Raw genomic sequence first — 20,387 nt, forward strand, 5'->3', positions numbered from 1 at the left:
AATGTCAATTGGAACGCATCCAATACAAGCCTGGGGTCGGGGACGCACCACGTCATGACGACCCGCCGGAATCCAGCTTGCCAGAACTGTTATATTAGTGCAATAGTGAGGATGAGCGATGGAAAATTCAGCGGGACTGAGGCCTGGATCTTCAACAGCGTAGGCCATTCAAGCTTGTTCGAAGAAGCCCGAACTGCGTTTGCACCGCTATTATACTAACATATCGAAGGCCGATGTAGCGCACCGGACGGCCGCCAGGAGGAACCTAGCCAGATATGACCGTCGCCGCCGATTGCGCCTTGGATATGCGAGGCATCAGCAAGAACTTTCCAGGCGTGAAGGCTCTGTCCAACGTCAATTTTGCCGTGAAATTCGGCACCGTTCATGCGGTCGTGGGTGAGAACGGCGCCGGCAAATCGACGCTCATGAAGATCCTCAACGGATCCTACGCGCCCACCAGCGGCACGATCAAAGTCGGTGGCGCCGAGGTGCGCATGCGCCGGCCCGCCGACGCCCAGGCGCTCGGCATCCGCATGGTGCACCAGGAAATCAATCTGGTCCCCGACCTGACCGTCGCCGAGAACGTCTATCTCGGCCGCATCCCCGGCAAATGGACCTTTCTGCGCAAGCGCGAGATGGTCAGGGCGGCGGCTGCCGTCCTCGACGAGCTCGGAGCGGCCATTAATCCGCGTGAACGGCTCGGCAACCTTTCTATCAGCCAGCAGCAGCTCGTCGAGATCGCCAAGGCCTATGCGGCGCAGCCGAGGATCATCGTGCTGGACGAGCCGACATCCAGCCTCAGCGAGCATGAGACGGCGGCGCTGTTCCGGATCCTGCGCAAGATGCGCGATGACGGCATCGCCATCGTCTACATCAGCCATCGGCTGAAGGAGGTGCTCGAAATCGCCGATGAGGTGACGGTGCTGCGCGATGGCTCAATGATCGAGACGCGTCCGATCAAGGGCATAAGGGCTGCCGATATGATCAGGCTGATGGTCGGTCGCGAAGTTAGCAATGTCTTCCCGAAAAGTCCGGCCGCGATCGGCAAGTCCGTGTTGCGCGTGGAGCATATCAGCGACGGACAGCGCTTCCGCGATGTCAGCTTCGATGTGCGCGCCGGCGAGATACTGGGCTTGACCGGCTTGGTGGGCGCTGGCCGCACCGAGGTTGCCCGCGCAATCTTCGGCCTGTCGCGGCTTGTCGAGGGCACGGTCAGCGTCAACGGACGCGAGGTCTCGATCAACTCGCCATCCCAGGCGGTCAGGGCAGGCATTGCCTATGTTCCGGAAGATCGCAAGGGCGATGGCGTCGTGCCTGGAATGTCGGTCCGGGAAAACATCAGCCTGCCCATCCTGCGCCGCCTGACCCGTTTCGGACGCATCAGCCGCAGCGCCGATCGCGCGCTTGCCCGGGATTCGGTGAAACAGTTTTCTATTTCACCGCCCGACGGCGAACGGCGCATCAGCCTTCTGTCGGGCGGCAACCAGCAGAAGGCGGTCCTCGCCAAATGGCTTGCCGCCAAACCTTCGGCCTTGATCCTCGACGAGCCGACGCGGGGCGTCGACGTCGGCGCCAAGGCCGAGATCCACCACATCATCGGCCAACTCGTCGCCGGCGGCATGGCGGTCGTGATGATCTCGTCGGAACTGCCCGAAATCCTCGGAGTCTGCGACCGCGTGGTGGTGATGCGCGATGGCTATGCCTCCGAGCCTCTCTTGCGCAGCGAATTGAGCGAGGAGCGCATCATGGCGCTGGCCACCGGGGAGGAGATGGCTTGAGCGAAGCGGCCATGGAGATCGGTGGCGTGAACCGCAACGACCGCTTTACGCGTGGCAGCAGGCTTGTCGATGTCCTGTCGAAGGCGGGGCTCGCCTTCGCCATCGTCGCCGTGATGCTCTACGGCTCCCTCGTCAGCCCCGCCTTCTTCACGTCAGGCAATTTGCTCAACGTCCTGACTTCGATGTCCATCGTCGGCATCGTCGTCGTCGGCATGACCTTCGTGCTCGTGGTCGGCGGCCTGGCCGACCTGTCGGTGCCGGCCACCATCGCCTGCGGCGCCATCCTGTCGCTCGGGCTGCAGCCGATGATCGGGCCGCTGCCGGCGTTCCTGCTGGCGGTGGGTCTCGCGGGCCTCATAGGCCTGCTCAACGGGGGCCTGGTCGGATATGTCGGCATCAATCCCATCATTGCCACGCTCGGCGTTGGCACGATCGGACTGGGCATCGTCCAGGCGGCTGTCGGCGGGGTCATCGTCTATGGCAGCAATCCCGCCTCAGCCGAATTCGCCAAGGGCCGGCTGTTCGGCATTCCGGTCGTGGTGTTGATCTTCCTGGTCATCGCCCTTGTCGGCCATTTCGTCCTGTCCCGCTCCTTCTGGGGCAGATGGACGCTCGCCACCGGCGGCAATTACAGCGCCGCCGAGGCTAGTGCGGTTCCGGTGCGGGCCGTGAAGGCTGGCGCCTTCGTGATCACCGCACTGGCTTCCGGCATCAGCGGCGGCCTGCTCGGGCTGACGCTGCAGAGCGCGCGGCCGCTCATCGGCGGCGGCTACGAATTCAGCGCCATCACGGCGGTGGTGGTCGGCGGCGTGTCGATCGTCGGCGGCTTCGGATCGGTGCCGCGGGCCATTGCCGGCCTCATCTTCGTGCAACTGCTGACCAACGTCATGGTGCTCGACGGTGTGCGCACGCCAATCCAGGGTTTCCTGCTCGGCATCCTGATCGTCGGTGCCGTCGGCATGGATGCGGCGCTGCGCAAGCGGGGCGTGGCGTGATGCGTTTTCTTTCGCTTGTCTCGCAGCATCGCGTCGTCATCATTCTCGGCCTGACGCTCGTCATTTCCGCGCTGTTGGTCCCCGGCTACCTCTCGGCATCGACCCTCGGCCTCGGTCTCGACCGGGCGGCGACGATCGGCCTGATCGCGGTCGGCCTGACGGTGCTTTTGATATCGGGCCAGATCGACCTCTCCGGTGGCGCGGTGTTTGCCCTGGCCGGCATCGTATCGGTCATCCTGCAGCGAGAGATCGGCATCCTGCCTGCCGCGATCGCCGGCATCCTGGTCGGTACCCTGGCAGGCGCCATCAACGGCATGCTGGTCGTCGGCCTGAAGGTGAATTCGCTCGTGCTGACGCTCGCGACGATGCTGATCTTCCGCTCACTCGCGCACTGGATCACCAACAGCCAGCCGGTGACCGGAACCGACATCATGCTCTCCCTGGCGCTGGCCAAGATCTATCTCGATGTCTTCACCCTCCGCAGCGTGCTGTTCATCGCCCTGATCGTGCTGCTGCATTTCTGGCTGACGCGCACCATACCTGGGCGCAACGTCTTTGCGGTGGGGTCCAACCCGGCGGCTGCCAAGGAAAGCGGTATCGCCTCGGACCGTATCGTCTTTCTCGGCTTTGTCTTTGCCGGCACGCTTGCCGGCTTGGCGGGGGTTCTCCAGAGCCTCGTCACCAACACCGGCTCGCCTGTCTTCGGCTCGGAACTGACGGTCGCCGTCATTGCCGCGGTCGTTGTCGGCGGGACTCGTCTCGAAGGCGGCAAGGGATCCGCGCTCGGCACGCTCGGCGGCGTGCTGACGATCGGCTCGCTGACCATCGCGATGGAGTTCCAGTCCGTTCCCGCATACGTCCAGCAGGTCGTGTCCGGGCTTATCCTGATCCTGCTCGTCGTGCTCGATCGGGCCGTTACCACCAAGGGGAGGGCTCCGGGCACGCGCCCGGCGCTCGTTCGCGACAATCCAATCACTCAAGGAGGAAACACATGATTGGGAGGAAACACATGATTGGCAAGAAAAGCATGCTTCACGTCGCCGCCATGGCGGCTGTGCTGGCATCGACGGGCTGGGCCAGCGCCAAGACGGTCTGCTACGTGACGGCAGCGGATTCGCATGCCTACGCGACGCCGGCCAACAAGGCGCTTCAGGCGCGCGCTGCGGAACTCGGCATCGAGATCCTGAGCCTCAGCCAGGATTTTGATGTCCAGAAAGGCACCGAGCAGCTCAACACCTGCGTTGCGCGCAAGGTCGACGGCATCATCCTGTGGCCGCTCGACCCGCAGGCATACATACCGGGGCTGGCGCGCGCGCAGCAGGCGAACATTCCGGCGATCCTCATCAATTCGCCGATGAGCGACGATGCCAAGCCGTTCATCAAGTCGTTCACCGGGCCTGATGTCTACGAGGAAGGCAAGCTGGCGGCGGACTCGCTGAGCAAGGCGCTGGGCGGCAAGGGCTCCGTCGTCATCATCGCCGGCCAGGCCGGCAACGGCACCACGATCGGCCGCGTCAGCGGCTTCACCGACCGTCTCAAGGAAACCAATGCCGGCATCAAGGTGCTCGACACGGTCAACGCCGATTTCGACCAGCAAAAGTCGCTGGTGGTGAGCCGCGATCTGATCACGCGCTTCGGCGACCAGATCAGCGGTGTCTACGCCAATGACGACACGATGGCCCGCGGCTTCATCGACGCATGGAAAGAGGCGAACCCCTCCAAGGCCGCACCGCCGATCGTCGGCATCAATGGCCAGAAGGATGCGTTCGAATCGATCCGCACCAATGAGATGTACTCGACCATCGTCCAGTCGCCCGTCGAGGATGGCCGCCTGGCGATCAACACGATGGCCGAGATCATCGAGGGCAAGGAGGTCAAGGACCGGCTGCCGATCCCGCTGACCGTCGTCACCAAGGACAACGTCAACGCGGTCGAACCAGCGTTCTGATGCAGGAAGGCCGGCCCGCTGCACTCGGGTCGGCCTCGCCGCCGATTTCTTGGGGAGAGAAATTCTAATAGCGGCAACGGAATTGGAATAAACTAACTCTACAGAGTTTGTAGAATAAGTAATCTGCACTGGCGATCTGGTTTCCATCCGGACAGGACCACGCCATGCCTACCCTTTTGCGCTCGCCGTCAACCAAAGCAGGCATATCCGGCCGCCTCCGTCGGGCAGCGGGAGACAGGCCGTGAGCAAGGACATTCCCGACCGTATCAAGGTGCTCTGGTTTCTGCCGACGCATGGCGACAGCCGCTATCTCGGCACGGCCGAGGGCGGCAGATCGGTCGATCTGCCCTATCTGACGCAAGTGGCGAAGGCGGCCGACACGCTCGGCTACTATGGCGTGCTGTTGCCGACCGGCCGCTCGTGCGAGGATTCCTGGGTGATCGCATCGGCTCTTGTGCCGATGACCGAACGCTTGCGTTTCCTTGTCGCTGTGCGGCCCGGTTTGCAGTCGCCGACGCTGGCCGCGCGCATGACTGCGACGCTGGACCGCATCTCCAATGGCCGCCTGCTGATCAACGTCGTCACCGGCGGCGATCCGCTGGAGAACAAGGGCGACGGCATTTTCCTGTCGCATGCCGAACGCTATGAGGTGACGCAGGAGTTCCTGCGCATATACAAGCGGGTGCTGAGCGGCGAGACGGTCGAGCATGACGGCAAGCATTTCCACATCGAGGACGGAAGGCTGCTGTTTCCGCCGGTGCAGACGCCTTACCCGCCGCTGTATTTCGGCGGTTCGTCCGACGCTGGGTCCGTGGTGGCGGCGCAGGAGATCGACAAATATTTAACCTGGGGCGAGCCGCCTGCCGATGTCGGGCGCAAGCTGGACAGCGTGCGTGAACTGGCGCAGAAGGCCGGCCGCAAGCTCTCCTTCGGCATTAGGCTGCATGTCATTGCCCGCGAGACGACCGAGCAGGCCTGGGCCGCTGCCGACAGGCTGATCAGCCGCCTCGACGACACGACGATCGCCTCGGCCCAAAAAGTCTTTGCGCGCATGGATTCGGTCGGGCAGGCGCGGATGAGCGCATTGCATGGCGGCGATCGTGCCAAGCTCGAGATCGCGCCCAATTTGTGGGCCGGCGTCGGCCTGGTGCGCGGCGGTGCCGGTACTGCCCTTGTCGGCGACCCCGACACGATCGCCGAGCGTATCGACGAGTACCGGCGCCTCGGCATCGATACCTTCATCCTGTCCGGCTATCCGCATCTGGAAGAAGCCTATCGCTTCGGCGAACTGGTGCTGCCGAAACTGCCGACCGACCATCCGGTAAAAGCCGCCGGCTCGTCCGTCAACACCGGTCCGTTCGGCGAGACCATCGCCGGCGACCACCGGCCGAAATCGCTCGCCAGCGCCTCGTGAACGCGCTCCCTCCGGCCCGCCGGTTGCGCGTCGCCATCCTTGGCGGCGGCTTTTCCGGCGCGGCGGTGGCCTGGCATCTGGCGCGGGCACCTCAATCGGAGTGCCTGTCGATTTCCGTCATCGAGCCGCGACCAGCGCTCGGCGGCGGCGTGGCCTATTCCAGCGCGGAACCGTCGCACCGGGTCAATGTCCCCGCAGTCAGGATGAGCATGGCTCCCGATGATCCGCAGCATTTTGCACGCTGGTTGGCTGGCAGCGGAGAACTCGAACACGACCCGGATGCCATCTGGAAGAACGGCGACGCTTTTCCGCGCCGTCGCGTGTTCGGCCGCTACGTCGCCGAGCATCTGGCGCCGTATCTCGGTTCCGGCCTTGTCCATCATGTCGAAGGTTCCGCCACACGCGTGACACGCGATGCCAGTGGCGCGGGCTGGACCGTGCACACCTCTGCCGGACCGGTCGTCGCCGATATCCTCGTCCTGGCAGCGACGCATCCGCGGCCCGGCATTCCCAACGCGCTGGCCTCGCTGACGGAAGCGCCAGGTTTCGTCGCCGATCCGTACGCTTCCGCCGCGCTTTCAGGGATCGGGCCGGAGGCGTCGGTGCTGATCGTCGGCTCCGGGTTGACCTCGGCCGACATGGTCGCCGAACTCGACCGCCGTGGCCATCGCGGCCGTATCCTCGCGCTGTCGCGCCGCGGCCTGCGCTCGCGCGGCCACCCGGATATCAGGGGCGAGCCTTTTGGCGACTTTGCATCCGCGCCGGCCACGACGGCGCTCGGCCTGCTCAAGACCATTCGCGCGACGCTGGCGGCCGCGCGCGCCGCCAGCGTCAACTGGCAGTCGGTCTTCGATCAGCTGCGCCTCCAGGGGCCGGTGCTGTGGGCCGCACTTGCGCCGCCGGAGCGGGCAAGGCTGGTGCGCCAGCTGCGCGTGTTCTGGGACGTGCATCGCTTCAGGATCGCGCCGCAGGTCGCCGCCGTGCTCGACCGGCGTCATGCCGCCGGTACAGTCGACACCATTGCCGCCAGGCTTGTCGCGTCGAACGACGAGGACGGCAGCCTGGCTGTCAGCTTTCAACGGCGCGGGCAGACCCGGATCGAGACGATGCGCTTCGCTGCCGTCATCAACACCACCGGTCCGGCCCATGGGCAGGCGCTGCAGCTGAACCCGGCGCTAAGCTCGCTGGCGGAAGCCGGCTTGATCAGGACGGACCAATATGGGCTTGGCATCGAGACAGGTCTCGACAGCCGCGCGATCGGCCGGGACGGCGCGGCGGTCGCGACACTCCTGGTCGCCGGCCCGCTGGCACGAGGGACTTTCGGCGAGCTCATGGGTCTGCCGGAAGTCGCCCGCCATGCCCAGGCGGTCGCGGTTGAAATTGCCAAGCTGCTGGTAACGCTGCCGTCAGCGCAGGCCATCGGCCCCAATGCCGCGCACCGTCCACACGTGGGCTGACACCTGCGGGCCGGGTTCGGCAGCGAAAATTGGTATTTCCGTCCCAAGAGCGCCCCAAAAACGGAAAATCCTTCTTTGTATATATATTCTATAAACATAATAAATATCGGAGCCGGCGCGACCGGAGCGATCAACGACACGGCCTGAATGGGAGACAGTTCATGGCACATGCAGAAGCCGATCCGATCAAATTCGCCTACTGGGTGCCGAATGTTTCGGGCGGCCTGGTGATTTCCAACATCGAGCAGCGCACCAACCATTCTGCCGAGTACAATCGCAAGCTGGCGCAGATCGCCGAGAAGGCCGGCTTCGACTACGCGCTCAGCCAGATACGTTTCACCGCCGGCTACGGCGCCGACGAACAGCATGAATCGGTGGCGTTCAGCCATGATCTGCTGGCGGCGACCACGACGCTCAAGGTCATCGCGGCGATCCTGCCAGGACCATGGAACCCGGCGCTGGCGGCCAAGCAGATCGCCACCATCAGCTACCTGACCAACGGCCGCGTCGCGATCAACCTTGTCTCCGGCTGGTTCCGCGGCGAGTTCCATGCCATCGGCGAGCATTGGCTCGACCATGACGAGCGCTACCGCCGCTCGGAGGAATTCATCCGTGCGCTGCGCGGAATATGGACTGAAGACAGCTTCACCTTCCGTGGCGATTTCTACCGCTTCAATGAGTATTCGCTGAAGCCGAAACCGCCGCAAGTACCCGAAATCTTCCAAGGCGGCTCGTCGCGCGCCGCGCGCGACATGGCATCGCGCGTCTCGGACTGGTACTTCACCAACGGCAACACGCCGGCCGAGATCGCCAAGCAGGTCGATGATATCAGGGTCAAGGCGAAGGCCAATAACCATTCCGTCAAAGTTGGCGTCAACGCCTTCGCGGTCGTTCGCGAGACCGAGGACGAGGCCAGGGCGGTGCTCGCCGAAATCATCGCCGAGGCCAATCCCGACGCGGTCAATGCTTTTGGCCATGAGGTCAAGAATGCCGGCAAGGCCTCGCCGGAAGGTGAGGGCAATTGGGCGAAATCATCCTTCGACGATCTGGTCCAGTACAATGACGGCTTCCGCTCGAACCTGATCGGCACCCCCAGGCAGGTCGCTCAACGCGTCGTCGACCTGAAGCGCGCGGGTGCGGATCTCATCCTGCTCGGTTTCCTGCACTTCCAGGAAGAGGTCGAGTATTTCGGCAAGCATGTCATCCCGCTCGTTCGCGAACTGGAAGACGCCGAGGCGGCGGCGTCGCTGGCGGCGGAATAGTCACCCCATAGGCACGCCGGACACGCGCCGGCCTGCACACATGAAGCTTGCCCGGCGTGCTGATCCGTCGGGCGGCAACAGGATTTTGCGCGCCTAATCGAGGACGATTGGAATGCCGTTGCCCAGTTATACGCTCGGAGTGATGGAGGCTTCCGCCTATGCACCGGAGGTCTTTGCGCGCGGCCTGCCGTCAGGCCCACGGCCGGAGCAGTCGTTCGAAAATGTCGCCAAGCCGGCAGGGGCCGTTGCCGGCGATGCCTCAGCATTGCTTTCGCTTCAGGGCATCAGCCTGTCGTTCGGCGGCGTCGTCGCACTCGCGGACGTCGACCTATCGGTCCGCCAAGGCGAGATACGTGCCATCATCGGCCCGAATGGCGCCGGCAAGAGTTCGCTGATCAACGTCATCAGCGGCGTCTACCGGCCGGATCGCGGCCATGTCCAGCTCGACGGTACCTCCTATGCCCAGGTCCCGACGCAGCGGCTGGCCCATCTCGGCGTCGCCAGAACCTTCCAGAACCTCGCACTGTTCAAGGGCCTAAGCGTCCTCGACAATGTCGCCTCTGGCCTTGCCTACAAGGTTCGCTCCAACTTTGCCGGCCAGGTGCTCGGCATCGGCCGCTCGCGTGGCGAGCAGCGCGATTCACGCAGCCGTGCCGAACAGATCCTCGAATTCCTCCATCTCACCGCCATTCGCGACCGTCTTGTCGGCACCTTGCCTTACGGGCTGCAGAAGCGTGTCGAACTGGCCCGCGCGCTGGTGGCCGAGCCGCGCCTGCTTTTGCTCGACGAGCCGATGGCCGGCATGACAGCGAGCGAAAAGAGCGAGATGGCGTCTTTCGTCCGTGCCGCGCGCGATCGTTTCGCCACCACCGCGGTGTTGATCGAGCACGATGTCGGCATCGTCATGGGTCTGTCCGATCGCATCGCCGTTCTCGACTACGGCCGCAAGATCGCCGACGCCACGCCCGATGAAGTCAGGAACGACCAACGCGTCATCGATGCCTATCTCGGCGTCGCCTCGGACAATGAGGACGGGGCAGGCATATGATCGCCGATTTCGACTACCAATTCTTCATCGAAGTGCTCGTCGGCGGCCTGCTCTCAGGCGTCATGTATTCGCTTGTCGCGATCGGCTTCGTGCTCATCTACAAGACCTCGGGCGTGCTCAATTTCGCGCAAGGCGCGATGCTGCTGTTTGCGGCACTCACCTTCGTCAGCCTCGTCGAGCGCGGTATTCCGTTCGCGCTGGCGCTGGCGGTCACCTTCGCCATCGTGGTGGCGATGGGTGTCGCCATCGAGCGCACGGTGCTGCGGCCACTGACCAACAAGCCGCCGATCACACTGTTCATGGCGACGCTCGGCCTGTCCTACATCATCGAGGGCGCCGCCCAGCTGATCTGGGGCACGCAGGTCCATGGCCTCGATCTCGGCATCGAGGACGTGCCGCTGGAAATCGGCGGCGTGCTGATCAGCCAGTTCGACATTTTTGCCGCGGTGGTTGCCGCCGGCATGGTCCTCCTGCTGTCGCTGTTCTTCCGCTACACCCGCATCGGCCTCTCCTTCCGCGCCGTTGCCGATGATCAGTTTGCGGCCCTCGCGGTCGGCCTCAGGCTGCCCTTGATCTGGGCCACCGTGTGGGCTGCCGCCGGCCTTGTCGCCCTGGTGGCGGGACTGCTCTGGGGCGCACGCCTCGGCGTGCAGTTCTCGCTGTCGCTGGTGGTGCTCAAGGCGCTGCCGGTGCTGGTGCTCGGCGGCTTCGATTCCATCCTCGGCGCCATCGTCGGCGGGCTGCTGATCGGCGCCAGTGAGAAGCTCGCCGAGGTCTATATCGGCGATTATTTCGGCGGCGGCATCGAGAGCTGGTTTGCCTATGTCGTCGCGCTCGTCTTCCTGCTGATCCGCCCTTCCGGCCTGTTCGGCCAGAAGCTCGTTGAGAGGATCTGAACAATGACCGCGATAACAAGCGATTTCGTCGCCGCGCCGGTGCTGCCGAAATGGGTCGTACCGGTCCTGCTGCTCGCCTTCGCCTATGGTGTCGTGCCGCTGATCGGCTCAAGCTATCTGTTCGAGGCCATCCTGCTGCCGTTCCTGGCGCTCAGCCTCGCCGGCGTGGGCTTGAACATTCTCACCGGCTATGCCGGCCAGGTCTCGCTGGGCAGTGCCGCCTTCATGGCGGCGGGCGCCTTCGCCGCCTATAATTTCAACCTGCGCGTCGAGCGCCTGCCGCTGATCGGCAGCATCTTCCTGGCCGGCATCGTCGCCGCCGCGATCGGCATCGTCTTCGGCCTGCCCAGCCTGCGGCTGAGGGGTTTTTATCTCGCAGTATCGACGCTTGCCGCGCAGTTCTTCGTGCAATGGGCGCTGACCAAGTTCAGCTGGTTCTCCAACAACTCGGCGTCAGGCGTCATCGACGCGCCGAGACTGTCGATCTCAGGTTTCGCGCTCGACGGCGCCATCGGTCGCTATCTCTTCGCGCTGACAATCGTCACCGTCCTGACCTTCCTCGCCCATCGGCTGGTCTCGTCGCAGACCGGGCGCAACTTCATCGCCATCCGCGACAATGAAACCGCCGCCCGCATCATCGGCATTCCGGTGCTGAGGACCAAGCTGCTGGCCTTCGCCATCTCGTCCTTCATCATCGGCGTCGCAGGCGTCATCTGGGCCTTCGCCTATCTGAGGACCGTCGAGCCGGACGGCTTCGATCTCGACCGGTCGTTCCAGGTCCTGTTCATCATCACCATCGGTGGGCTGGCTTCGATCCGCGGCGCGTTTTTCGGCGCCGCCCTCATCGTGGTTTTCCCGCTCGCTCTGTCGCGCCTCGGCGGCTTCCTGCTCGGCGATCTCTTCGATTCGGGCGTGCTCGACATGAGCCAGCGCATCGTTCTGGGCGCGCTCATCATCCTGTTTCTGATCCTTGAGCCCGACGGGCTGGTGGCGCTGTGGGACAGGGTCCGAAGACGGCTCCTGTTCGCCTGGCAGTCGACCTGAGCTGACGCATCCGAAAATGAACAAGGGGCCGAACAAGACGGCCCATACCGGGAGTACCTCGACCATGACTTTCCTCAGCACAATCAAGGCGGCGGCGTTGTCCGCGGCGATGATCGTGTCGGTGGCCTTGCCCGCCGCGCACGCCGACGAACAATATTTCCCGCTGCAAAGCTATCGCGTCGGGCCTTACGCGGCCGGCGGCACCGGCTTCTTCGGCGGCTTCATCGACTATCTCAACCTCATCAACATCCGCGACGGCGGCGTCAACGGCGTCAAGCTGACCTGGGGCGAATGCGAGACCCAGTACGAGGTCGAGCGCGGCGTCGAATGCTACGAGCGGCAGAAGAGCCATGCCGGCGCCGCCGCCTGGAACCCGCTCTCGGTCGGCATCGCCTATGCCATGATTGACCGCATCACCGCCGACAAGGTGCCGCTGATCACCGTCAACCACGGCCGCACCGATTCCACCGACGGGCGTGTGTTCCCCTACGTCTTCCCGCTGCTGCTCAATCCCTACAGCGAGACATCAGGCATCGTGAACTACATCGCCTCCAAGGAAGGCGGCATCGACAAGCTGAAGGGCAAGAAGATCGTCGTGCTCTATCACGGCTCGCCCTACGGCAAGGAGACCATCCCGATCTATGAGCTGCTGGCGCAGAAATACGGCTTCACCGTGCAGCAGATCGAGGTGCCGCATCCCGGCAACGAGCAGCAGTCGCAGTGGCTGACCATCCGCCGCGCCAAGCCGGATTTCGTCGTCCTGCGCGGCTGGGGTGTGATGAACCCGGTGGCGCTGAAGACGGCGGTCAAGGTCGGCTATCCCGTCGATCACATCGTCGGCAATGTCTGGTCGAATTCTGAAGAGGATGTCATCCCTGCCGGCGACGCCGCCAAGGGTTACACCGCCATCACCACGCAGGCTTCCGGCAACTCCTACCCGGTGGTTCAGGAGATCGTGAAGACGGTCTACGGCGCCGGCAAGGGTAACCTTGAAGACAAGGCGCGCATCGGCTCGGTCTACCACAATCTCGGCATCGTCAACGGCATCCTCAATGTCGAGGCGATCCGGGTCGCGCAGGAGAAGTTCGGCCACCGCACGCTGACCGGCGACGAGGTCCGCTGGGGCTTCGAGCATCTCAAGCTTGATCCGGCCAAGGTCGAGGCGCTCGGCGCCAAGGACCTGTTCCACTCGATCAATGTCAGCTGGGACAACCATGAAGGCGAAGGCTACGTGACCTTCCAGCAGTGGGACGGCAAGAAGTGGAACGTCGTCTCCGACTGGATCGCGCCGGACTGGGCGCTTCTGCGGCCAATCATCGAGAAGTCCGCCGAGGCCTACGCCGCCGAGAAGGGCATCAAGCTGCGCACCGCCGACGATGCCAATGCTGTGACCACCAACTGATCAGTCAGTGCCGGGCGTCGCGGACCAAGTTTCCGTGGCGCCCGACCTGTTCGGTTTTCGAACCGCGAAAGAACAGCCTATGCCGAACGATGACGTCATTCTTGCTGTGGACACGGTCCATGCCACCTACAACCACGCCATCACGGCGCTGCATGGTGTCAGTTTCGAGCTCAGGCGCGGCCAGATACTGGCATTGCTCGGTGCCAATGGTGCCGGCAAGACCACGACGCTGAAGGCCGTCTCCAACCTGCTGCCGGCCGAACGCGGCCAGGTCAATGCCGGCACCATCCGCTATGAGGGCTCTGATGTCTCGCGCCGCAAACCGGGTGATCTGGTGCGCGCCGGGCTGGTTCAGGTGCTGGAAGGCCGCCACTGCTTCAAAAGCCTCACCGTCGAGGAGAATCTGATCGCCGGCGGCATCGGCCGCAGCGGCAGCCGCGCCGAGATCAACGGGGATCTCGAACGGATCTACGGCTATTTCCCGAGGCTTCGGGAAAAACGCCGGACATTGTCCGGCCTGACTTCCGGCGGCGAACAGCAGATGACCGCCATCGGCAGGGCGCTGATGTCGCGGCCGCGGCTGCTCGTCCTGGACGAACCGTCGATGGGGCTCGCGCCAATCATCGTCCAGGACATCTTCCAGAGCTTGAGAAAACTCAACCGCGAGACTGGCCTATCCATCCTGGTCGCCGAGCAGAACTCCGCAGTGGCGCTGCGATATGCCGACCATGCCACGGTGCTGGAGAACGGCGTTTCCGTTCTCGCCGGCGCGGCCCCCGAGCTTCGCCAGCGCGAGGACATCAGGGCCTTCTATCTCGGTCAATCGAACCCCGGGCAACAGGCGTCACCCGCCACCAAGCCCGCCCATCTCCACGCCGTTGCCTGAATCGAAATCCCAAGGAGCAGTGAAATGACCGTTTCGACCGTCAAGACCGACAAGGCTTCCGCCGCCGTGCCGCCAGTCGCAAGGCCGACCGCCCCGGCGCACATCATCAAGGACGACGCCGAGGCGATTGCGGTTGCCCATGCGCTCGCCGCCGAATTCGTCAAGGACTCCTCCCGGCGCGACCGTGAACGGATCTGGCCGGTCGCCGAACTCGATGCCTTTTCGCAAAGCGGCCTGTGGTCGATCAATGTACCCAAGGCATTCGGTGGGCCGGAGGTGTCCTATGCGACGCTGGCGAAGGTGATCGAGATCATCTCGGCGGCGGATTCCTCGATTGGCCAGGTTGCGCAGAATCATCTCGGTGTTGTAGCCGCCGTCCGCACCGTGTCCGACGCCGATCAGCAGAAGCTGCTGTTCGCCGAAGCGCTGAAGGGCACCCGGTTCGGCAACGCCTTTTCCGAGTTCGGTTCCAAGCGCGCCGCCGATTTCGAGACCCGCTTCACCGATGCCGGCGATCATGTGGTTGTCAGCGGCCGGAAATTCTATTCGTCCGGCGCGCTGCTCGCCCATCTGGTGCCGATCGTGGCGCTCGATGACGAGGGCCGCGCCTGGTATGCGATCGCCGACCGCGGCGCACCCGGCCTGACCGTCATCGACGACTGGTCGAGCTTCGGCCAGCGCACGACCCTGTCCGGCACCGTCATCATCGACAACGTCAAGGTGCCGAAGACGCATCTGGTACCCGGCTACAAGGGCTACGACAAACCGACCGCCGACGGCGCCATCTTCCAGATCATCCAGGTGGCCGTGGACACCGGCATCGCCCAGGCGGCGATCGACGAGACGGTCGATTTCGTCAGGACCAAAAGCCGCGCCTGGATCGACAGCGGCGTCGACAACGCCTGGGACGATCCCTACACTATTCAGGCCATCGGCGACCTGACGCTGCGCCTGCACGCGGCGCAGGCGCTGCTCGAAAAGGCCGGTCATGCAATCGACCGGGCAGTGGCCGAGCCGACAGCCGAGACGGTGGCGCACGCCCAGATCGTCACTGCTGAAGCCAAGATCTTGTCGACAGAGATCGCCATCGCCGCCACCAACAAGCTGTTCGAACTGGCAGGGACCCGCTCAACCCTGGCCGAGCACAATCTCGACCGGCATTGGCGCAACGCTCGCACGCACACGCTGCACGATCCGGTGCGCTGGAAATACTCGATCCTCGGCAAATATTTCCTCAACGGCGAAAACCCGCCGCTGCACGCCTGGAGCTGATTTTCCACCGGCGGGCTGGCGGCCTGCCACGTCAAACCTTCGACCATTCAAGAGGCCCACTGCCATGTCAAACCCAACAGTCGTCGGCTTTTCCGGCAACATCACCAGGCCGTCAAAGACGCGCGCCTTCGTCGATCTGGTCACCAGGGACATTGCCGCCAGCCACGGCCTGTCGGCGAGCACCTATGATATCGAGGACCTCGGCCCGACGCTGGGAACGGCGAAATGGGCCCGCGATCTCGACGGCCAGGCGCACGCGATCCTGGAACAAATCCTCGCCGCCGACGTGCTTGTCGTGGGCTCGCCGACCTACAAGGGCAGCTATACCGGCCTTTTCAAGCATTTCTTCGACCTGATCGATCCGGCGGCATTGCGGGGAAAGCCCATCGTGCTGACGGCGACCGGCGGTGGCGAGCGCCATGCCTTGATCGTCGAGCATCAGCTGCGGCCGCTGTTCGGCTTCTTCGAGGCCTTTGCGCTGCCCACCGCCGTCTACGCCACCGACAAGGATTTCACCGACGGCGTACTGCGCTCCGAGGCGATCCTTAAGCGTGCGGCGCAGGCGGTCGACGAGGTCGGCTTTGTGCTGGCCAATCGTTCGGCAGGCCGGATCGCCGCTGAATAGCCTGTCGTCAGCCAGATTGAACTGAACGAAATCCGTGAGGGCAGCGCCCCCGCTTACGCGCAATTTACGACCGACCGCTAAAACCGTTCCTGTCTGATTCGTCTGGGACAGGAACGTCATGAGCAAAGCCCTCACATCCTTCGCATTGGTCGCCGTGCTGACCGCCTTGCTCATGGCGTTGAGCCTGGCTGTCGCCAGGCACGGCTATCCCTATGGCGCGATCGGCGTCAGGCGCCTTGACGGCATTGCCGACGCCGGCGTGTTCATCCCGATTGCCGCCGTCTATTTCTTCAGCGCGATGCTGATGATGATCCTGCCGATAAGGGCGGCCGGTATCGTCCTGACCCATGCCGCCGATGCCCTTTTCTGGACCGTGATCGCACTGTTTGCGACCATCGTCGGCTGTATGGTCGCCAGATGGGCGTTCGGGCAGGGCAGCGCCGTGTGGACATTGCTGAACTGGCGGTTCCTGTTTGCCGCGGCGATCGTCGGTTGTCACTTTGTCATGAACGAGCTGCGCCGCAACGTGCTGCTGCGCAGCCTGTTCTTCGTCGTCTTTGCCGCTGCGACGCTGGCCTGCCTGTTCTGGTCGTTCACACTCTGACCAGCCGTAACCGGCTACTTCGCTGATCCTGCGGCGATGTTGCCGGCGGCAATTTCCATCCATGTCCAGAGATAGGCGGCAAGACCGCGATCGACATGGATGCGCAGCTTGGCGTCATGGCGATAGACGACGGCGCTGATGTCGGCGAAGGACAGCGCTGCACTGGCGCTCGCTTGGCTGGGATCGAGCGTCGTTCCACGCGCGATGAAAGCGTCGAGCGCCGTGCCCTCGGCCTCGAACATTTGCAACCCGGCGCTGATCGCCGTCACCGCGAACCCGTCTGTGTGCCAGCCCGAGGCGATGGCAAGCGGGCTGTTCGAGACGACCAGCAGCCGGTCGCGCGCCAGTCGTGCCGCATAGCGGTCACCTTGTGCGGTGCCAAAGGCTCCGACACCAGTGCGGTCCACGCCAGATACTCGCGCCCATGCGTCGAGATCGCCGCTGACCAGCAACTGGGAGAGGTCGAGGACTGCTCGTATCGCAAGGCCCGGCGTGGCGATGACCGCACCCTGCCAGTCCGGTGCAACGGACCATTTTTCCGCGAGATCACGCATGCAGCCGGTCTCCTGCCGGGTCGAAGGCGCAAGGGGCGGTAATTGTCGCCTTGCTGATCTTGCCGAGATGCTGGATGTCGATCGTCTCGCCGTGCCGCGTCGCGCCGCGCTCTATCAGCCCAAGCGCAACCGGGCGGCCAAGCGTCGGGCTCTGGTAGCTCGAGGTGACAAAGCCCTGGCTGCGCAATCTGCCGTCGATCCGTTTGATGCCATGCGCGCCGGTCGGCAGCGGTGCTTCGCCTTGCGGCACTGCCAGCCCGACAAGCTGCATGCGATTGTCACGTGACGCCTCATCGGTGAACAATGAGCGTCGGCCGACGAACTCGGTCTTGCGTTTGGCCCGCGGACCGTGGACGCCGAGATCATGCGGCAATGTGGTGCCGTCGGTGTCCTTGCCGATGACGATAAAACCCTTTTCGGCACGCAGGATCATCAGCGCCTCCAGGCCGATGACGATGGGGTCGAGCGCCTGGCCGGCCTCGCGCAGATGCGCCCATAGCGGCTCGGCGTGGTCGGCCCGGATCGAAATCTCGTAGCTCCTGTCGCCGGTGAAACTGACGCGGGCGATGCGGACTTCGTCGCCGGCATAAGTGCCATGACCGATCGCCATATGCGGCAGGTCGGCATCGTCGAGCGAGAGGCCAAGATGCAGCTTTTCCAGCAGCTTGCGGGCATTTGGCCCCGAAACGGTCAGTGTCGCCATGTCCGGTGTGGCGTTGTGGATGTAAACGGCGCTGCGGCCAAAACGGTCCTGGCGCCATTCCTCCAGCCGCGCATGGACGGCGGCGACATGCGAGGACGAGCACGACACGATGAAGCGATGCTCGTCCAGCCGCACCAGCACGCCGTCGTCGAAGACCACGCCGTTCTCAGACAGCATGAAGCCATAGCGGCAGCGGCCCGGTTTCAGTGTTGACATGGTGTTGTAGTAGAGGAAATCGACGAACGCCGCCGCCTGCGGCCCGATCACCTCGATCTTGCCGAGCGTCGAACCATCGAACAGCGCGACCGACTGGCGCGCACGTCGCGCCTCGTCCGCGATCGAACGTTCCGCGTCCGCGTTGCCGCCATAGTGGGCAGGCCGCAGCCAGCCGCCATATTCCTGGAAGACAGCGCCGCTGGCGCGATGGACGTTTTCGAGCGGCAGTCGCCGTACCGGCGCCATCAATTCACCGACGCGCGCGCCGGCAAAGCTTGCCAGCGGCACCGGCGTGAACGGCGGCCGGTAGGTGGTGGTGCCGACCTCCGGCACCGTGCGGCCGGTAATCCCTGCCATCAGCGCCAGCCCGGGCAGGTTGGAGGTCTTGCCCTGGTCGGTCGCCATGCCGAGCGTGGTGTAGCGCTTCAGATGTTCGACCGAGACGAAGTTTTCGCGTGCGGCCAGCTCGACGTCCTTCACCGTCACGTCGTTCTGGTAGTCGATCCAGATGCGGCCTTTCGAGCCCGGCATCGGCCAGGCCGGGAGAATGCCGTCCGTCGCCTCCGGCCCGGTGCTGCGTGGTGTTGCCGCGTTCTCCTTGCCGGCGAATGCCTTTTCCACGCCGGCAAACACCTCCGATAAGGAGACCGCGCCGGCTGCGGCGCCGACCACGGCGATACCGCCGACCGGTTCGCCCGGCAGGAAGGCCGCGCGCGCATCGCTCCAGGCGAGCTTGCCCTTGGCCTGGCCGAAGAGATGAATGGTCGGCGTCCAGCCGCCCGAGACCACAACGCAATCGGCATCGAACCTCGTGCCGTCGTCGAGCGTCACGCCGTCGACGCGCAGCTTGCCGCTGGCGGAAGCCAGCGCACGGCCTTTGATCAGCCGGACATTGGCCGCCGCCGCAGGCGTGCCGTCACGCCGGATATCGACAAGCGTGACGTCGGCGCCGGCCTCGGCGAGCGCCCCCGCGACCTCATAGGCGCTGTCATTGTTGGCTGCGACGATGATGCGGCGGCCGACCAGCACAGCGTGGCGCCGGAGATAGGCGAGCGCCGCATCCGCCGACATGATGCCCGGCAGGTCATTGTTGGCGAAGGGCAGCGGTCGCTCTATGGCGCCGGTCGCCAGCACGATCTGGCGCGGCCTGACGCGCCACAGCGTATCCGGCCGGCCGTCGAGATGACGCTGGTTCAGCCCGACCAGATTGTGGTCGTAAATGCCGAAGGCGGTGGTCGAAGGCAGGATGAGGTGACCGCCAGCGGCAAGCCCGGCAATCGTCTCCTTGACCCATACGGCCGCCGGCTTGCCGTCGATCTCCGCGGCACGATGGCCGAGCGATCCGCCGGGGCTCTGCTGGTCGTCGACCAGTGTGACGGTCAGGCCAGCACCGGACGCCAGTCTTGCCGCCGCCAGCCCTGCCGGCCCCGCGCCCACCACCAGCACGTCGCAATGATGGTTGATCTGGTCGGCCATGCCGGGCGAGGTCCAGTCGGCATCGACTGTGCCCAGCCCCGCCATGGCGCGGATGCGCGGCTCGAACCTGTGCCAGTCCGGCCACATGAAGGTCTTGTAGTAGAACGCGGCCGGGATGAAGCGCGCAAAACGGTCCAGGAAGGCGTTGCGGTCGGCCAGTGCGCTGGGCGTGGCGTTGACGCTTTTCGCCACCAGTCCGTCTCGCGCCGGCCCGGTCGTGGCGCGCGTGTTGGGCGTCGCCCGCGAGCCGCCGATATCGACCAGCGCATTTGGCTCCTCGACGCCGGCGCCCCATATGCCGCGCGGCCGGTGATATTTGAAGCTGCGGCCGACGACCGCGACGTCACCCGCCAGCAGCGCCGAGGCGATGGTGTCGCCGGCAAAGCCTTGCACGATGGTGCCGTCGAAGCTGAAGCGGATCAGGCGCGAGCGGTCGATGGCGCTGCCGCCGGTGGCAAGGCGCGAGGCGGTCACGCGACGTGCTCCCCGCCGAGTGCGGCCGAGGACAGCACCTTGTGGGTGACGGTGTCGCGCTCCATGACGAAGAACTCGCCGCAGTTCATGTGAACCCAGATTTCGCGCGCCGTGCCTTTCGGATTGGTGCGCAGATAGAGGTAATCAGCCCAGCGATCGATCGGCACATCGGCGCCATCCGGCCGCGCATTGCCGGCATCGCCGCCATAGTGGAATTCGGTTTCGTCGCGCGGGCCGCAGAATGGGCAAGGGAAAAGCTGCATAAAATCCTCAATCTTCGTCTTTATGCATGTCGTTCTCCCAAAACCGCTGCGCACTTTTGGGCGACATGTA

General features: G+C 64.4%; 18 protein-coding genes. 15 read left to right on the forward strand and 3 right to left on the reverse strand.

The features are described 5' to 3' along the window. Positions 1–275: 275 nt before the first annotated feature. From P3C39_RS17880 to P3C39_RS17950, 15 genes are all read left to right on the forward strand, one after another. Positions 276–1,778, forward strand: a complete 1,503-nt coding sequence (locus P3C39_RS17880; RefSeq protein WP_275954185.1) for a sugar ABC transporter ATP-binding protein — start codon at positions 276–278, stop codon at positions 1,776–1,778. Next, positions 1,775–2,773, forward strand: coding sequence for an ABC transporter permease (locus P3C39_RS17885; protein ID WP_245268583.1), 999 nt, complete (start codon positions 1,775–1,777; stop codon positions 2,771–2,773). The genes P3C39_RS17880 and P3C39_RS17885 overlap by 4 nt, the downstream gene beginning before the upstream one ends. Further along, on the forward strand, positions 2,773–3,768 hold the full coding sequence (locus P3C39_RS17890; RefSeq protein WP_275954184.1) for an ABC transporter permease: 996 nt from the start codon (positions 2,773–2,775) through the stop codon (positions 3,766–3,768). The genes P3C39_RS17885 and P3C39_RS17890 overlap by 1 nt, the downstream gene beginning before the upstream one ends. A gap of 14 nt (positions 3,769–3,782) precedes the next feature. Continuing rightward, positions 3,783–4,721 carry a sugar ABC transporter substrate-binding protein gene (locus P3C39_RS17895; protein WP_275954183.1) on the forward strand — a complete coding sequence of 313 codons (939 nt, stop codon included), beginning with the start codon at positions 3,783–3,785 and terminating at the stop codon, positions 4,719–4,721. Between the two features lie 241 nt (positions 4,722–4,962). Next, the gene (ssuD, locus tag P3C39_RS17900; RefSeq protein WP_063171063.1) at positions 4,963–6,135 is read left to right on the forward strand and encodes an FMNH2-dependent alkanesulfonate monooxygenase; all 1,173 of its coding nucleotides are present in this window, start codon (positions 4,963–4,965) and stop codon (positions 6,133–6,135) included. Further along, positions 6,132–7,592 carry an FAD/NAD(P)-binding protein gene (locus tag P3C39_RS17905; protein ID WP_275954182.1) on the forward strand — a complete coding sequence of 487 codons (1,461 nt, stop codon included), beginning with the start codon at positions 6,132–6,134 and terminating at the stop codon, positions 7,590–7,592. Before ssuD ends, P3C39_RS17905 begins: the two co-directional genes overlap by 4 nt. A 161-nt stretch (positions 7,593–7,753) precedes the next feature. After that, entirely contained in the window at positions 7,754–8,854 is a 1,101-nt protein-coding gene (gene sfnG / locus P3C39_RS17910) for a dimethylsulfone monooxygenase SfnG (RefSeq protein WP_013528160.1), read from the forward strand. A gap of 112 nt (positions 8,855–8,966) precedes the next feature. Continuing rightward, positions 8,967–9,902 carry an ABC transporter ATP-binding protein gene (locus tag P3C39_RS17915; RefSeq protein ID WP_275954181.1) on the forward strand — a complete coding sequence of 312 codons (936 nt, stop codon included), beginning with the start codon at positions 8,967–8,969 and terminating at the stop codon, positions 9,900–9,902. Further along, the gene (locus tag P3C39_RS17920) at positions 9,899–10,798 is read left to right on the forward strand and encodes a branched-chain amino acid ABC transporter permease (RefSeq protein WP_275954180.1); all 900 of its coding nucleotides are present in this window, start codon (positions 9,899–9,901) and stop codon (positions 10,796–10,798) included. The genes P3C39_RS17915 and P3C39_RS17920 overlap by 4 nt, the downstream gene beginning before the upstream one ends. A 3-nt stretch (positions 10,799–10,801) precedes the next feature. Then, positions 10,802–11,842: a branched-chain amino acid ABC transporter permease gene (locus tag P3C39_RS17925; RefSeq protein WP_275954179.1), complete on the forward strand. Its 1,041-nt coding sequence runs from the start codon at positions 10,802–10,804 to the stop codon at positions 11,840–11,842. Between the two features lie 64 nt (positions 11,843–11,906). Beyond that, complete coding sequence (locus P3C39_RS17930) at positions 11,907–13,244, forward strand: ABC transporter substrate-binding protein (protein WP_275954178.1); 1,338 nt, start codon at positions 11,907–11,909, stop codon at positions 13,242–13,244. Positions 13,245–13,323: 79 nt separating this feature from the next. Further along, positions 13,324–14,130, forward strand: a complete 807-nt coding sequence (locus tag P3C39_RS17935) for an ABC transporter ATP-binding protein (protein ID WP_275954177.1) — start codon at positions 13,324–13,326, stop codon at positions 14,128–14,130. A gap of 24 nt (positions 14,131–14,154) precedes the next feature. Continuing rightward, positions 14,155–15,402 (forward strand): SfnB family sulfur acquisition oxidoreductase, encoded by a 1,248-nt coding sequence (locus P3C39_RS17940; protein ID WP_064992931.1) that lies wholly within the window; start codon positions 14,155–14,157, stop codon positions 15,400–15,402. A 64-nt stretch (positions 15,403–15,466) separates the two neighbouring features. Then, a complete protein-coding gene (msuE, locus tag P3C39_RS17945) occupies positions 15,467–16,027 on the forward strand; it encodes an FMN reductase (RefSeq protein ID WP_064992932.1) in 561 nt (186 codons plus the stop codon). A 118-nt stretch (positions 16,028–16,145) separates the two neighbouring features. Further along, positions 16,146–16,631 carry a hypothetical protein gene (locus tag P3C39_RS17950; protein ID WP_063169862.1) on the forward strand — a complete coding sequence of 162 codons (486 nt, stop codon included), beginning with the start codon at positions 16,146–16,148 and terminating at the stop codon, positions 16,629–16,631. 14 nt (positions 16,632–16,645) lie between these two features. On the opposite strand, the gene P3C39_RS17955 is transcribed toward P3C39_RS17950, so the two are convergent. Genes P3C39_RS17955 through P3C39_RS17965 form a run of 3 tightly spaced genes read right to left on the reverse strand, consistent with a single transcriptional unit; the run spans position 16,646 to position 20,317 of the window. Continuing rightward, the gene (locus tag P3C39_RS17955; RefSeq protein WP_063171072.1) at positions 16,646–17,185 is read right to left on the reverse strand and encodes a hypothetical protein; all 540 of its coding nucleotides are present in this window, start codon (positions 17,183–17,185) and stop codon (positions 16,646–16,648) included. Next, positions 17,178–20,054, reverse strand: coding sequence for a sarcosine oxidase subunit alpha family protein (locus P3C39_RS17960; RefSeq protein WP_275954176.1), 2,877 nt, complete (start codon positions 20,052–20,054; stop codon positions 17,178–17,180). Before P3C39_RS17960 ends, P3C39_RS17955 begins: the two co-directional genes overlap by 8 nt. Next, on the reverse strand, positions 20,051–20,317 hold the full coding sequence (locus tag P3C39_RS17965; protein ID WP_013528149.1) for a sarcosine oxidase subunit delta: 267 nt from the start codon (positions 20,315–20,317) through the stop codon (positions 20,051–20,053). Before P3C39_RS17965 ends, P3C39_RS17960 begins: the two co-directional genes overlap by 4 nt. Positions 20,318–20,387 lie beyond the last annotated feature (70 nt).

Source organism: Mesorhizobium sp. XAP4 (genome assembly GCF_029269325.1).
GTDB classification, from domain to species: domain Bacteria; phylum Pseudomonadota; class Alphaproteobacteria; order Rhizobiales; family Rhizobiaceae; genus Mesorhizobium; species Mesorhizobium ciceri.

Excerpts from the sequence above, each read along its gene's own strand:
- P3C39_RS17965 (WP_013528149.1), bottom strand. The coding sequence starts at position 20,317 with ATGCAGCTTTTCCCTTGCCCATTCTGCGGCCCGCGCGACGAAACCGAA.
- P3C39_RS17895 (WP_275954183.1), top strand. The coding sequence starts at position 3,783 with ATGATTGGCAAGAAAAGCATGCTTCACGTCGCCGCCATGGCGGCTGTG.
- P3C39_RS17925 (WP_275954179.1), top strand. The coding sequence starts at position 10,802 with ATGACCGCGATAACAAGCGATTTCGTCGCCGCGCCGGTGCTGCCGAAA.
- msuE (WP_064992932.1), top strand. The coding sequence starts at position 15,467 with ATGTCAAACCCAACAGTCGTCGGCTTTTCCGGCAACATCACCAGGCCG.
- P3C39_RS17940 (WP_064992931.1), top strand. The coding sequence starts at position 14,155 with ATGACCGTTTCGACCGTCAAGACCGACAAGGCTTCCGCCGCCGTGCCG.
- P3C39_RS17930 (WP_275954178.1), top strand. The coding sequence starts at position 11,907 with ATGACTTTCCTCAGCACAATCAAGGCGGCGGCGTTGTCCGCGGCGATG.
- P3C39_RS17915 (WP_275954181.1), top strand. The coding sequence starts at position 8,967 with ATGCCGTTGCCCAGTTATACGCTCGGAGTGATGGAGGCTTCCGCCTAT.
- P3C39_RS17955 (WP_063171072.1), bottom strand. The coding sequence starts at position 17,185 with ATGCGTGATCTCGCGGAAAAATGGTCCGTTGCACCGGACTGGCAGGGT.
- sfnG (WP_013528160.1), top strand. The coding sequence starts at position 7,754 with ATGGCACATGCAGAAGCCGATCCGATCAAATTCGCCTACTGGGTGCCG.
- P3C39_RS17890 (WP_275954184.1), top strand. The coding sequence starts at position 2,773 with ATGCGTTTTCTTTCGCTTGTCTCGCAGCATCGCGTCGTCATCATTCTC.
- P3C39_RS17880 (WP_275954185.1), top strand. The coding sequence starts at position 276 with ATGACCGTCGCCGCCGATTGCGCCTTGGATATGCGAGGCATCAGCAAG.
- P3C39_RS17950 (WP_063169862.1), top strand. The coding sequence starts at position 16,146 with ATGAGCAAAGCCCTCACATCCTTCGCATTGGTCGCCGTGCTGACCGCC.
- P3C39_RS17935 (WP_275954177.1), top strand. The coding sequence starts at position 13,324 with ATGCCGAACGATGACGTCATTCTTGCTGTGGACACGGTCCATGCCACC.
- P3C39_RS17920 (WP_275954180.1), top strand. The coding sequence starts at position 9,899 with ATGATCGCCGATTTCGACTACCAATTCTTCATCGAAGTGCTCGTCGGC.